Origin of the sequence: Micromonospora sp. NPDC023644 (assembly GCF_040640115.1) — a bacterium.
Lineage (GTDB): Bacteria > Actinomycetota > Actinomycetes > Mycobacteriales > Micromonosporaceae > Micromonospora.
On sequence record NZ_JBFABA010000045.1, the window covers coordinates 1 to 13,780 of the forward strand.

12 protein-coding genes are annotated in these 13,780 nt (G+C 73.3%); 9 read left to right on the plus strand and 3 right to left on the minus strand.

All coding sequences use genetic code 11. The annotated features are described in order from the left end of the window. Window positions 1-225: 225 nt before the first annotated feature. A complete protein-coding gene (locus AB0G08_RS24130) occupies window positions 226-978 on the minus strand; it encodes a protein phosphatase 2C domain-containing protein (protein ID WP_358091715.1) in 753 nt (250 codons plus the stop codon). A 131-nt stretch (window positions 979-1,109) separates the two neighbouring features. Between AB0G08_RS24130 and AB0G08_RS24135 the strand changes: the two genes are divergently transcribed. From AB0G08_RS24135 to AB0G08_RS24165, 7 genes are all read left to right on the plus strand, one after another. After that, window positions 1,110-1,346: an HTH domain-containing protein gene (locus tag AB0G08_RS24135; RefSeq protein WP_089001290.1), complete on the plus strand. Its 237-nt coding sequence runs from the start codon at window positions 1,110-1,112 to the stop codon at window positions 1,344-1,346. Then, window positions 1,346-1,924 carry a Clp protease N-terminal domain-containing protein gene (locus tag AB0G08_RS24140; RefSeq protein ID WP_358091717.1) on the plus strand — a complete coding sequence of 193 codons (579 nt, stop codon included), beginning with the start codon at window positions 1,346-1,348 and terminating at the stop codon, window positions 1,922-1,924. Before AB0G08_RS24135 ends, AB0G08_RS24140 begins: the two co-directional genes overlap by 1 nt. Before the next feature lie 243 nt (window positions 1,925-2,167). Beyond that, a complete protein-coding gene (locus tag AB0G08_RS24145; protein WP_358091719.1) occupies window positions 2,168-3,172 on the plus strand; it encodes a diacylglycerol kinase family protein in 1,005 nt (334 codons plus the stop codon). Further along, entirely contained in the window at window positions 3,165-4,166 is a 1,002-nt protein-coding gene (locus tag AB0G08_RS24150) for a YihY/virulence factor BrkB family protein (protein ID WP_358091721.1), read from the plus strand. The genes AB0G08_RS24145 and AB0G08_RS24150 overlap by 8 nt, the downstream gene beginning before the upstream one ends. Window positions 4,167-4,245: 79 nt before the next feature. Next, entirely contained in the window at window positions 4,246-5,736 is a 1,491-nt protein-coding gene (locus tag AB0G08_RS24155; protein ID WP_358091723.1) for a phosphatase PAP2 family protein, read from the plus strand. An 8-nt stretch (window positions 5,737-5,744) separates the two neighbouring features. Beyond that, a complete protein-coding gene (locus AB0G08_RS24160) occupies window positions 5,745-6,569 on the plus strand; it encodes an endonuclease/exonuclease/phosphatase family protein (protein WP_358091725.1) in 825 nt (274 codons plus the stop codon). Between the two features lie 140 nt (window positions 6,570-6,709). After that, window positions 6,710-7,450, plus strand: coding sequence for a hypothetical protein (locus AB0G08_RS24165; protein WP_358091727.1), 741 nt, complete (start codon window positions 6,710-6,712; stop codon window positions 7,448-7,450). A gap of 274 nt (window positions 7,451-7,724) precedes the next feature. On the opposite strand, the gene AB0G08_RS24170 is transcribed toward AB0G08_RS24165, so the two are convergent. Continuing rightward, entirely contained in the window at window positions 7,725-8,582 is an 858-nt protein-coding gene (locus tag AB0G08_RS24170) for an alpha/beta fold hydrolase (protein ID WP_358091729.1), read from the minus strand. Then, entirely contained in the window at window positions 8,579-9,541 is a 963-nt protein-coding gene (locus tag AB0G08_RS24175) for a TIGR03557 family F420-dependent LLM class oxidoreductase (RefSeq protein ID WP_358091731.1), read from the minus strand. Before AB0G08_RS24175 ends, AB0G08_RS24170 begins: the two co-directional genes overlap by 4 nt. A gap of 240 nt (window positions 9,542-9,781) precedes the next feature. On the opposite strand from AB0G08_RS24175, the gene AB0G08_RS24180 reads away from it, so the two are divergent. Continuing rightward, window positions 9,782-11,185, plus strand: a complete 1,404-nt coding sequence (locus AB0G08_RS24180; RefSeq protein WP_358091733.1) for a cellulase family glycosylhydrolase — start codon at window positions 9,782-9,784, stop codon at window positions 11,183-11,185. A gap of 493 nt (window positions 11,186-11,678) precedes the next feature. Next, window positions 11,679-13,469 carry a trypsin-like serine protease gene (locus AB0G08_RS24185; RefSeq protein ID WP_358091735.1) on the plus strand — a complete coding sequence of 597 codons (1,791 nt, stop codon included), beginning with the start codon at window positions 11,679-11,681 and terminating at the stop codon, window positions 13,467-13,469. The last annotated feature ends 311 nt before the right edge of the window (window positions 13,470-13,780 follow it).

Below are 13,780 nucleotides of genomic sequence, written 5' to 3' on the forward strand. Positions count from 1 at the left end.
GCCCAGACCGTGCAGGTCTCGGCGTACCCCGACCACTACGCCCAGTGGGAGCAGCAGGCCGCCGACCTCGTCGCCGAGCACTGGAACAGCTGACCCCGCAAGCGATGACGCCGCTGGCCGGCACCCCACCCCGGGGTGCCGGCCAGACGCATGTCCGGAGCCGGGCCTTCAGCGGCGTCCGTGCCGGCGGACGCCTTCAGCGGCGTCTGCGTTCGACAGCGCCGATCAGCGGGGCGCGGCGGCGTGGACCCGGACGACCACGGCGCTGGCGTTGTCGTCGCCGCCGGCTTCCAGGGTGCCGTCGAGCAGGTCCCGCACCGCCTCCTCGGGGCGCGGCGCCGCGAGGAGTTCCCGCATCAGGTGGTAGTCGACCTGGTCGCTGACGCCGTCGGTGCAGAGCAGCCAGACGTCGCCGGGGCGCAGCGACACCGCGAGCAGGTCCGCCTCCGGCTCGTCCGGGTGGCCGGCGTAGCGGGTGAGTTGGTAGCGGGCGCGGGCGGCGTCGGGGGAGTCGGCCGGGTACCAGCCGTGCAGCACGCCCAGCCAGGCCGCCGTGTGGTCGACGGTGATCAGCTCCAGCAGGCCGTCGCGCAGCCGGTAGGCGCGGGAGTCGCCGAGCTGGACGAGCCAGCCCTGCCCGCCGTCGGGCTCCACGAGCAGGGCGGTCAGCGTGCAGCCGGTCAGCTCCGCCAGTTCCGCGCCGGCGGCGCGTACGGCTGACTGGACGTGGGCCACGGCGGCGCGCAACCGGCGTGGGTCGACCGTGGGCCAGGCGGCCCTGACCCGCGCGACGAGGGTGCCCATGGCCGTCGTGCCGGCCCGGCGGCTGCCCTCGCCGGCGCCCATGCCGTCGGCGACCGCGGCGAACGGCAGGGCGGGGTCGACGTGCAGCACGTCGAAGTTGGCCGGGTAGCGGTTGCCGACCACGCTGCCGCCGGCGAACTCCAGCGTGGCCTCGCCGAGCGGGAGGCGACGCATCTCACCAGGCATGGTGGCCTCGGCGCGGCGGCCGGCGGGAGAGGGGCACCGGCGGACGGTAGCACCGGGCCGACCGTACGCGGGTGTCAACATGGGTTGACGCTGTCCCGATGTCAACGTAAGTTGACGACATGAGTCAGGCAACGGAACTCGCGGCGGCAGCCGGCAGCACCGACCCCCGGGTCGGGCTGCGCGCCGTCCGCGCGCTGCGCCGGTTGCTCGAGCGGCTCGAGGTGGTCCAGGTGGACAACGCCCGTCGACAGGGCTGGTCCTGGCAGGAGATCGCCGACGAGCTCGAGGTCAGCCGGCAGGCGGTCCACAAGAAGCACGCCGGGCGTCCGGCGGTCGGATCCTCCTGGGAGGCGTGATGTTCGAACGGTTCACCGACCGGGCCCGCACGGTCGTGCGGCACGCCCGGGACGAGGCCCGGACCGAGGGCCGACGGCCCGTCGGCACCGAGCACCTGCTGCTCGCCCTGCTGGCCGACGGCGACAGCCTCGCCGCCCGGGTGCTCGCCGACGCCGGTCTGCGCGCCGACGACCTGCGGGCCCGCGTCCGCCGGCACGCCGAGCGGGGAGCCACCGGCCTCGGCGACGCGGACGCCGCCGCCCTGCGCGAGATCGGCATCGACCTGGCCGCCATCGTGGCCCGGATCGAGGAGTCCTTCGGCCCGGACGCGCTGCGCGAGGCCGCGCCGGCGCCGCGCCGCCGCTGGGGTCGCAGGCGGTACGCGGGCGGCCCCTTCTCCCCGCGCGCCAAGAAGGTGCTGGAGCTGGCGCTGCGGGAGGCGCTGCGTCTGCGCCACCGCCACATCGGCACGGAGCACATCCTGCTCGGCGTGCTCCGCGAGGGGCACGGGCTGGGCGCACTGGTGCTCACCGAGGCGGGAGCGGACCTCGACGACCTGCGCTGCCGCGTGGAGACCGCCCTCCGCACCCCGGCCTGACCCACCCCCACCCCACCCCACCCCCGCCCCGTCCGTCGATCATGAGGTTGGCGGCGAAGTGGATCTCAGGAACCACCGTCAACCTCATGATCGACGGGGGCCAGGACGGCCCGGCGCAGCCGGGGGTGGGTGGTCGGGTGGGCGGCGGAGCGGTGGGGGCGTTCGGCAAACCCGTTTGCCCTGCGCGTAACGTCACCGCGTCGTCGGGTCGCTGCCGTGCCGGATCTGCTGCACACTGGCGCCGTGGAGCCTCGACAGGACAAGGGACGCACGACGCACGACGGCGGTCTGCGCTCCGCCGTGGTGGTCAACCCGGTGAAGGTGGCAGACCTCGACGAGCTGCGTCGTACGGTCCACGACGTCCTCGCCGCGGCCGGCTGGCCCGAGCCGCTGTGGTTCGAGACCACGGTCGAGGACCCGGGCCGGGGCCAGACGGAGGAGGCGGTCGAGGCGGGCGTGGACCTCGTCTTCGCCTGCGGCGGCGACGGCACCGTCATGGCCTGCGTCAGCGGCCTGGTCGGCACCGACGTGGCACTCGCCGTGCTGCCCCAGGGCACCGGCAACCTGCTCGCGGCCAACCTGGGCCTCTCGGGTGACCTGGCCGCCGGGCTGGAGGTCGCCGTCGAGCGTGGCCGCCGGCTGCTCGACGTCGGCGCGGTCGAGGACCAGTACTTCACGGTGATGGCCGGCATGGGCTTCGACGCCCAGATGCTCGCCGACACCTCGGAGACCACCAAGAAGCGGATCGGCTGGCCGGCGTACGTCGTGGGGGCCGCCCGGCACCTGCGCGACCGGCCGATGAAGGTCTCCATCCGCATCGACGACCAACAGCCGATCCGCCGCCGGGCCCGCTCCGTCCTCGTCGCCAACGTCGGCCGCCTCCAGGGCGGCGTGCGCCTGCTCACCGACGCCGAACCGGACGACGGCTACCTCGACGTCGCGGTGCTCACCCCGCGTACGCTGCGGCACTGGCTCGCGCTCGGCTGGGCGGTCGTACGCCGGCAGGACAGCGTGCCCCGGATGGAGGTCTTCCGGGCCCGACGGGTGGAGATCACCAGCAACCGGCCCCAGCCCCGGGAGCTCGACGGCGATCTCATCGAGCCTGGCCGCACCCTGAAGGCCGAGATCCGGCGGCGGGCGCTGTGGCTCTGCGTGCCGCAGCCGGCGCAGGATCCCGACCTGGCCGAGGACGCCCGGGCGGCCGCCGAGCGCGGTGAGCAGCTCGTCGAGGAAGCGCGCCGTGAGTAGCACCCGGATGGTGCCGGAGACCCGGCTGATGTCGGACGAGGAACTCAACGCCGACGACGCCTGGCACACACTGCGCCGGCAGGGCGGCTGGCACCTGCTGCGGGACGCGTTCATCCGGTTCCGCTACGGCGACGGGTTCAGCCACTCGCGCGCCTTCGCGCTGCAACTCTGCCTCGCCGTGGTGCCGTTCCTGATCGCGCTGACGGGCCTGATCAGCGAACTCGGCGTGGAGGAGGGCGGCCGGGTGGTCGCCGACACGGTGCTCGCGCTCACCCCCGGGGCAAGCGAGCCGATGGTGGCCGAACTGCTCGGCGAGGGGGACCGCACCGAACGCGCCGGGGAACTGGCGCTCAGCCTCGGCCTGCTCACCGGCCTGGTCGCGCTGACCACCACCATGGCCCAGATCGAGCGCGGCGCCAACCGGATCTACGGCGTGGAACGCGACCGGCCCGCGCTGTGGAAGTACGTCCGCGCCACCATCCTCGCCCTCACCGCCGGCGTGCCGGCGCTCACCGGGTTCCTCATCCTCGTCGGCGGCGGCCCGATGGGCGACTCCGTGCAGCGGCACTACGCCTGGGGCGAGCTCGCCAACGGCGTCTGGGACGTGGTGCGCTGGCCGCTCAGCCTGGGCCTGACCGTCCTCGCCGTCGCGGTGATCTTCCGGCACGCCCCCCGCCGCAACCAGCCCGGCCTGTCCTGGCTCTTCTTCGGCGCCGGCATCGCCACCGTGCTGTGGTGGGTGGCCAGCCTGCTGCTCGCCGCGTACGTGCGGTTCAGCGGCGGGTTCGGCCAGACGTACGGGGCGCTGACCGGGATGATGGCGCTGCTGCTCTGGGCCAACCTGACCGGCATGGCGCTCTTCGGTGGACTGTCCTTCGCCGCCCAACTCGAGGCGCTGCGCATCGGGGTGCGCGAGCCCGCCCAGCCCGACCGCTGGGAGCCGGAGGCCGAGCGCGAGGAGATCCACGACACCGGCGAGATGAGCTCGCTGTAGCTCCGCTTCGGACACCCCCCGGTGTACGCGAAGCGCCGATCGGGTATTGCGGCACGCCAGAAGCGAGAGGGAGGCTGCCGTGGGCGCGGTCAAAGAGGCGTTACGACGACCCTTGGGTCACTTCACCGAGCGGACCCTGGCCGGCCTGGCGATCGTGCTGGGTGCCGGGGTCGGTTTCGGGGTGCTCCTCGTGCTGGTCCGGACCCGGTGGTCCCCGCTCTACGACGTCGACCACGGCGTGGCCGCCTGGCTCAACGACCTGGTCGCCCCGCACGGGCCGCTGGTGACCGTGCTCAACGCGCTCACCGACCTCGGCGGTCGGGCGGTCATCATCTGGCTGGTGTCGGTCGCCGTGGTCGGCCTGCTGATCCGTCGGCAGGGCCGGCTCGCGGTGTTCCTGATCGTCACCGGCGTGGGCGCCCTCGTCCTCGACCCGGCGCTCAAGACGCTGGTGGACCGGCTGCGCCCCGAGGTGGAGGTGCCCATCGGCACGTACGCCGGGGACAGCTTCCCCAGCGGGCACGCGCTCGGCTCGATGGTCGCGTACGGGGCGCTGCTGCTGGTCTTCCTGCCGGCCATGTCGCGCCGCTGGCGCAAGCCCGCGATCGGCCTGGTCGCCGTCGTCGTGTTCCTCATCGGCCTGACCCGGGTCGCGCTGGGCGTGCACTTCGTCTCGGACGTGCTCGGGGCCTGGCTGCTCGGCGCCGCCTGGCTCGGCGTCACCGCGTACGCCTTCCGGCTCTGGCGGCTGGAGCGCGGCCGTCCGGTGCCGGCGTTGAGCGAGGGGCTGGAGCCGGAGGCCGCGCACGACGTGGCGCCCGCGCCCGACGAGGCGCACCTGCTGCCGCACCCCCGGGCCGCCGTGTTCGAGCTGGTCGTCGGCTGGGTGCTGGTCCTCGGCGCGCTCTACGGCTTCGGCATGTTCGTCAGCTACTACGCCGGCGGCACCTTCTTCGCCACCCTGGACACGGACGTGCCGAGGTGGTTCGCCGAGCACCGCACCCCCGGCCGGGACGACTTCAGCTACTGGTGGAGCAAGGTCGGCGACACGCACGCGATCCTGCTCATCTCACTGGTCTTCTGCCCGCTCGTGCTCGCCGTGTGGCGGCGCTGGCGGCCGGTGCTGTTCGTGGCGCTGACCATGTTCGGCGAGCTGAGCCTCTTCCTCGCCTCCGCCGCCGCGGTCGACCGGCCGCGTCCGCCGGTCGGCAACCTCGACGGGCCGATGCCGACCTCCTCCTTCCCGTCCGGCCACATCGCCGCCACGCTCTGCGTCTGGGTGGCGATCGCGGTGATCGTCTTCCCGCGTACCGACCGGTGGTGGCGGTGGGCCTTCGTGGCGCTGGCGGTCGTGATGCCGGCCGGCGTGGCGATCAGCCGGATGTACCGGGGAATGCACCACCCCACGGACTTCATGGGCGCGATCATCCTCACCACCCTCTGGATCGGGTTGCTCTACTGGGTGGTCCGCCCCAACGAGGACCTGCGCGAGGGCAACCGGCCGAGCATCGAGTCCGAGGACGTGCACACCCTCGACGACGAGCTGGCCAAGGCCGCCAGGGTGGACTGACGCCGCCGATGCTGCGGGCGATGACCTGGAACATCAGGACCGGCGGACGGGACTCCGGCGGCGCCGACCGCCGGGACCTGCTGGTCCGGGTCGTCGCCGCCGAGCGGCCGGACGTGCTGGCCCTGCAGGAGCTGCGGGGCTTCGACTCCGGGGACGTGCTCGCCGACTTCGCGGGCCGGGTGGGGATGCGTCCCCACCTGGCCCGTTCCTGCTTCGGCCAGCCGGTGGCGGTGCTGCTGCGACCGCCGCTGCGCGCCCTCTCCGCGACCCGGGTACGCCGGCCGTTCCACCACGCCGCGCAGCGGGTCACCGTGGCGACCGCCGCCGGTCCGCTGACGGTGCTGAGCGTCCACCTGGACCCGTACTGGGGGTTGCGGCGGCGCGTCGAGGCGGGCTGGGCCGCCGCCGCGCTGCGCCGCGCGCCGGGGGAGCTGGGCCTGCTGGCCGGCGACCTCAACACCCTCGACCCGGTCGCCGACCACACCGACCGCATCGCCCGGCTCCCGGCCGCGTACCGCCGCCGGCACCTGCGCCGGGACGGGCGGACGGTGGAGACCCGGGCGGTGGCCCGGCTGCTCGCCGCCGGCCTGGTCGACCTGTACGCGACGCCGGCCGGCCGGCGTCGGGAGGGGACGCCGCCCGACGGCGGGTTGACCGCGCCCACCCGGCACGGCGGCGGGGCGGAGTTCTCCGGGATGCGGCTGGACTATCTGCTCGGCACGGCTGCGCTCGCCAGCCGGGTGCGGGACTTCCGGGTGCTCCGGGGCGGCGAGACCGAGCACGCCTCCGACCACTACCCGGTCGTCGCGGACCTGGACCTCGACCCCGCCTGACCGCCTCGGCCTGACGTCGTCCCGGCTGCACAGGCCCGGTCTGATCGCCCGGCCCGCCTGGCCGCGCGGCCCACCCCGGGCGTGCGCCTCCGGGGGCCGGGGGCTGCGGTGCGGTTGCCGGTGCCGACTACCGTGAGCCGGTGATCAACCCGTCGAGCCCGGAGCCGGGGAACGCCGGTGCCCCGCCCGCCCCGCTGCTGGTCGCCGTCGCCCGGGGAATCGCGCTCGTCGTGGTGGTGCCCCTGCGGCTGGCCTGGGAGCTGGTCGCCGTGGTGGGCCGCTGGCTGTACCGCTGGCTGCTCGCGCCGGTCGGCCGGTTCCTGGACCGCTGGCTGCTGCGCCCGCTGGGCTGGCTGCTGCGGCACCTGGTGTGGCTGCCGCTGGTGTGGCTCGGTCGGGGGCTGGCCTGGCTGCTCCGGACGCTGGTCTGGGTGCCGCTGGTGTGGCTGGGTCGAGGGCTGGCCTGGCTGGCCCGGACGGTGGTGTGGGTGCCGCTGGCCTGGCTGGCGTACCACCTGATCTGGCTGCCGGTGCGCTGGCTGGCCCGGCTCCTCGCCCCGCTCGGACGCCTGCTGGTGGCCGGGCTCGCGGCGTTCGGCCGGTGGCTGGCGGCGGTGGGCCGGGTGCTGCTGCACGCGCTCGCGTGGGCGTGGTGGGCGGCGGGTCGGCTGCTGTGGTGGTGCTACGCGCTCACCCTGCGTCCGTTCGTGCTCGGGGCGGGCTGGCTGTGGCGTCACGCGGTCCGGCCGGTGGGCCGGGCGGTCGCCGCCGCGTGGCGGGCGACGGTGTCGCCGGCGGCCCGCTGGGTGCGCCGCGCCGTGCTGGACCCGGTCCGCCAGGCGACCCGCGAGGTGCTGACCGCCCTCGGCCTGCGCGGCTGACCCGCGCACCGCCGGGGCTGAGCGGTGCCCGAGCGAGATCTTGGCGCGAAACGGCCCCTCCAGGGGCGCCCCCGCACCAAGATCGCCGGAGCCGGAGCCGGAGCCGGAGCCGGAGCCGGTGCCGGTGCCGGTGCCGCGGCCCGGGTGGCGTTACAGGAGCAGGTTGAGCAGGACGGTCAGGACGACCGACGCGACGATCGAGAAGAGGATCATCAGCAGGCAGCCCAGGCCGCCGCCGGCCGGACGGATCTCCGTGTTGCCGATGCGCATGTCGTCACCTGTTCGTCAGCGAGGGGGCGAGGAGGGCGCGGACCGCGTCGGCGACCTGCGCCGGGGCGGTGGTCACGACGTTGTGCGCGGCACCCGGCACGGTGACCGTACGGGCGTGCGGCACCAGCTGGCCCACCTGCGCGCGCCAGGCCGGCGGCACGACCGGGTCCCGGGAGCCGGCGACCACCAGGGTCGGCGCGGCGATGCGGACCAGGTCCGCCTCGATCCCGTTGTGCACCGAGTGCGACAGCGTCGCGTGGACCCGCCAGGGGCGGGCGTCGAGGACGTCCCGGGCCAGGATCGGCGCCTGCAACGGCGCCTCGCGCAGGGTGTCCACGAGCCAGCGCCCGAACTGTCCCCGCCGGGACCGGGCGGCCGGGTCGCTGGTCGGGCCGGCGAGCACCACGGCCCGGACCGCGTCGGGGTGCCGGGCGGCCAGCGCCGCGACGACCTCCGCGCCGAACGAGTGCCCGAGCAGACAGACGGGCGGCATCCGGTACGCGGCCAGCCAGGCGGCCAGGTGCGCGGCGTGCTCGACCACGTCGTACGCGCGGCCGGGGCGCTCGGTCAGCCCGAAGCCGGGCAGGTCGGGCGCGTACACCGGATGGGTGTCGCCCAGCGCCAGGGCGAGCGGGGTCAGGTAGCGGTGGGACACGGCCAGCCCGTGCACCAGCACGACCGGGGTGGCGGCGGTGCCCGGGTCGCCCGCGCGGCGGGTGTGCGTACGCAGCCCGTCGACCAGCCGCCACTCGCTGGTCAGCCCGGCGGCCGGCTTCGGGGCGGCCAGCGCGAGGCGCAGCTCCGCCGGGCCGAACCGGCCCGGCGGGGTCGCCCGGGGCCGGTGGGTCGCTGTCGCCCTCACAGCTCGCGCAGCCTCGGCAGGAGCTGCTCCTGTGCCCAGTCCAGGAACATCGGCTGCGTCTCGCCGCCCACCTGCACGATCGCCACGTGGGTGAAGCCGGCGTCGACGAACTTCCGGAACGCCTCGACGTGCCGGTCCACGTCGGGCCCGCAGGAGACCCCCTCGGCGACGTCCTCCTCGCGGACGAACTGGGTGGCGGCGGCGAACGACTCCGGTCCGGGCAGGTCCGCGTTGACCTTCCAGCCCATCCCGAACCAGCGGAACTGGTCGTGCACGATCTTGCGGCACTCCGCCTCGTCCGGGCCGTAGCAGATGGCCACCTGGCCGTAGCGGGGCTGCCCGGCGCCGCCGGCCTCGTCGTACATCTCGATGATGTGCGGGTCGGGCTCGGTGGCGACGAGGCCGTTGCCGTACTCGGCGGCGAGGGTGACCGACTGGCGGCCGGAGGCGGCGACGGCCATCGGCACCGGCCGGGCCGGCCGGTCCCACACGTAGGCGTCGGGCACGTCGTAGTGGTTGCCCGAGAAGGTCAGCGTCTCCCCGTTGAGCAGCGGCCGGATGATCTGGAGGGCCTCCTCGAACATCTCGTGGCGCTGCTGCACGTGCGGCCAGCCGCCGACCACGTGCTCGTTGAGGTTCTCGCCCGCGCCCAGGCCGAGGGTGAACCGGCCGTCCGAGAGCACCCCGACGGTGCTGGCCTTCTGCGCCACGACCGCCGGGTGGTAGCGGCGGATCGGGCAGGTGACGAAGGACATCAGCTCCGCCCGGCTGGTGGCGTGCGCGACCGCGCCGAGCACCGACCAGGCGTACGGGGAGTGGCCCTGGGAGTCCAGCCACGGGTAGTAGTGGTCGGAGATGACGAGCTGGTCGAAGCCGGCCGCCTCCGCCCGCACCGCGTAGTCGACCAGTTGCTTGGGGCCGGCCTGCTCGCACATCAGGGTGTAGCCGACGTTGACCATGGATGTCTCCTTCCGACCCGGGGCGGATCATCCCCGGATACCCCTGTCCGGCCGGGTCAACCCTCACGTCCGGTGTCGGCGGGCCGCTGCTTAACCGGTTCATTGCGTGACCGGCCGGACCCGCCTACGCTGATCCCTGCGCCGCCGGGAGCCGGGCGGCGGCTGTCGGGCTGCAGCCGCCATCCCCTGTGACGTCCCACCCCCACCTGGGCAGTGGGGGTCCTCCCTTTGAGGAAGGCCATGAAGAAGAGACTCTCCGCCGCCGGTGCGGCCCTGCTCGCGTTGCTGGTCGCCGTGCTGGCGTTCGGCCAGCCCGCGCGGGCCGCGACCGGCTTCTCCGTCACCGACGGCAAGCTCTACGACGCCAACGGCAGCCAGTTCGTCATGCGCGGCGTGAACCACGCGCACACCTGGTACCAGCAGCAGACCAGCTCCTTCGCCAACATCAAGGCGCTGGGGGCGAACACCGTTCGTGTGGTGCTGGCCAGCGGCCAGCGGTGGGCGAAGAACGACACCGCCGACGTCGCCAACGTCATCTCGTTGTGCAAGGCCAACCGGCTGATCTGCGTGCTGGAGGTGCACGACACCACCGGCTACGGCGAGCAGAGTGGGGCGGCCACCCTCGACCAGGCCGTCGACTACTGGCTGAGCGTCTCCGGCGCCCTCGCCGGCCAGGAGAAGTACGTCATCGTCAACATCGGCAACGAGCCGTACGGCAACCAGGGCTACGGCACCTGGGCGACCGACACCGCCAACGCGATCAAGCGGCTGCGGGCGGGCGGCCTGACGCACACCATCATGGTCGACGCCCCCAACTGGGGTCAGGACTGGTCGTTCACCATGCGCGACAACGCCGCCTCGGTCTTCGCGGCCGACCCGCAGAAGAACACGGTCTTCTCCATCCACATGTACGGCGTCTTCGACACCGCCGCCGAGATCAGCGACTACCTCGGCCGGTTCCGTGCCGCCAAGCTGCCGATCGTGGTCGGCGAGTTCGGCTTCGACCACTCCGACGGCAACCCCGACGAGGACGCCATCCTCTCCTACAGCCAGGCGAACGGGATCGGTTACCTGGGCTGGTCGTGGAGCGGCAACGGCGGCGGCGTCGAATACCTCGACATGGTCACCAGCTTCAACCCCGCCGCGCTGACCACGTGGGGCCAGCGCATCTTCAACGGGGCGAACGGAATCAAGGCCACCGCGAAGGAGGCGACGGTCTACGGCAGCACCCCGCCGCCGACCTCCCCGCCGCCGACGACGCCCCCGCCCACCACCCCGCCGCCCACCACGCCCCCGCCCACCACGCCCCCGCCGACGACTCCGCCGCCGTCCACCCCGCCGCCAGGCGGCTGCACCGCGACGTACACGGTGACCAACCAGTGGCAGGGCGGCTTCCAGGGTGAGGTGAAGGTGACCGCCGGCTCGGCGGCGATCACCGGCTGGACGACGAAGTGGACGTTCGCAGGAGGCCAGACCGTCAGCCAGTCCTGGAGCACCGTCCTGAGCAGCAGCGGGTCGACCGTCACGGCCCGCAACGCCGACTGGAACGGCCGGCTGGGCGCCGGGGCCAGCACCAGCTTCGGCTTCATCGCCAGCTGGAACGGCACCAACCCCACGCCCGCGGTGACCTGCACCGCGAGCTGAGCTCACGCACCAGGAGGTGGCCGGGTCCGCGCGGACCCGGCCACCTTTCTTCCTCGTGACGCCGGCGGAGAGCCGGGGGGCCGCACGGGCGGTCGCAGGGCGCCGGACGGGTCGGGGCTGGCCGCCCCGATGCGCCGCCACCCGGAGGCCGCTGACCATAGGGGCGGATCGGAGACGACGCAAGACATCGACGATGTGGGATACCGCACCGTCGAGTGGGCAGCGGCCGAAGGCGGGAATGCCTACGGTGACCCTGCGATCGCCTTCTGGTGGTCGCGAGTCCGCAAGGGACACGGGGGTCCTTGTCGTGCATGATCGTTCGCGATCGTGCCCAGCCACACGGCTGGGCACGAGTCTGCATGGTGCCACGCCTGGCTGTACGCGCCGGCCGCCCATGAGAGCGCCGTCCGGCACACCATAGTCGCGTATCGACGCCTGTCGTCGTCGCACTGTCGTACATCGCCCCCGCCAGTTGATCCGGAAGGGATCGTCTGTGCCTTCGTCGTACCGTCGGCGAGCAGCCCCAACTGTCGGCCTGCTCGCCACCACCCTGCTGGCCGGGTTCATCGGCGTCTCGCCGGCCCAGGCCGTCACCGGAGGTGCCGCCGTCAGCGACGGCTCCTTCGCCTTCGCCGCGAAGATCGAGGTGGGGCCCGGCTCCCGGGCCTGCAGCGGCGCACTGGTCGACCCGTGGTGGGTGCTGACCGCAAAGAGCTGCTTCAGCGTCGACGGCCAGCCGGTCGTCGCCGGGAAGCCCGCGAAGCCGACCACCGTGACCGTCGGTCGCCCGGACCTCACCGCGTCGACCGGCGCTGTCGTGCCGGTCTTCCGGATCGTGCCGCACCCCGACCGCGACGTGGTGCTCGTCCGGCTCTCCGCGCGGGTCGACGTGGCTCCGGTGCCGCTGGGCGCCGCACCCAGCGTGGGCGAGCAGTTGACCGTGGCCGGCTTCGGTCGTACTGCCACCACGTGGGTGCCGGACCAGCTGCACACCGGCACCTTCTCGGTGCAGGGCGTGGGCGCCGGCACGCTGGAGATCCTGGGCAGCGGGCAGGCCGCCATCTGCCGAGGTGACCTCGGCGGGCCGGCCGTCCGGCTGGTCGACGGCAAGCCGCAGCTCGTGGCCCTGCACCACGCGTCGTGGCAGGGCGGGTGCCTGGCCGAGACCGAGACGCGCCGGGACGCGCTGGAGACCCGCGTGGACGACCTCGGTCCCTGGCTGACCGCGAACATGCCGCAGGGCCCGGCGGTCGACAGGTACGAGGACATCAACTTCCTCTACGTGTACGCCAACGGCGACGTCGCGCCGCAGACGTTCCCCGCCACCTCCACCGGCGGGTTCGACGCCCCGCTCGGCGAATGGAAGGGCGGCGGTGGGGCGTACGCCGCGGACCGGGTCAAGGTGTTCAACGACGACTTCGACGGCGACGGCATCAAGGACGTCGCGGTGATGTCGACCCGCACCGACGGCAGCTTCGCCCTCGACACGTTCGTCACCCGCCCGGATGGCAAGCACAGCGCGCCGGTGCGGTCCTGGACTGCCGGCAGCAACTTCGGCCACCTGGTCAGCATGAAGATGACCTCCGGCGACTTCAACGGGGACGGCCGGGCCGATCTGACCGCCTTCTACGGGTACGGCAACGGCGACGAGGCCTGGATCAACTGGCTCGCCCGCCCGGACGGCGGATTCGACGCGCCGATCGAGGCGTGGCGGGCCTCCAACTTCGGTAACTGGGCGAGCACCTCGGTCTTTGCCGGTGACGTCAACGGAGACGGCCGGCACGACGCCAGCCTCTTCTACGCGTACGCCAACGGAGCCATGGCGTTGATCACCTGGCCCGGGCAGGCCGACGGCAAGTTCGGTACCGGATACACCTCCTGGTCGACCCCGGCGGACAAGCCGTTCGGGGCGCTCGCCTCCATGAAGCTCGCCGAGGGCGACTTCAACGGCGACGGTCGCGACGACGTCGCCGTCCTCCTCGCCGACAACGGCCTGCGCCTGTTCACCTGGACCGCCAAGGCGGACGGGAACTTCAACGCCCCGCTGGCCTCCTGGACGTCGACCATCTTCGGCCAGTTCGCCAGGAGCAAGCTGGTCTCCGGCGACTACGACGGCGACAAGCGCGACGACCTCGCCATCCTCTACCAGTACACCGACGACGGCATCGGGCTGCACACCTTCACGGCGAAGACCGACGGCGGCTTCAACGTGCCCTTCGGCTCGTGGCGGGTGGGCCGGGGCGTCTACGGCTGGTGGCCGAGCATGAAGATGGACGGCGAATGATCCTTCTTCGCCCAACGAGCGGGCCCCGCGTCCGATCGGCGTGGGGCGCGCCCGCAGTCGTGTCGTCTGTCCATCTGACGACGACCGCCAAGAAGGTGTGGCTGCGGCGATCCCACCACCTGAAGCAGGCGGACGCGACGAAGTAGACGCAATTGGGTGGCATCCCAATTGCAGCAGCCATGAGTGACATCTGAAATCGGGGGTACAGTGCCAATTTTACGTGTTTTACCTCGTAGCATATCGAGGCGCGCCACGGTTCGGCGGAATGTCTGTGTCGTTGTCGTGTCAGTGCTACTCAGCTCGATGCTCAC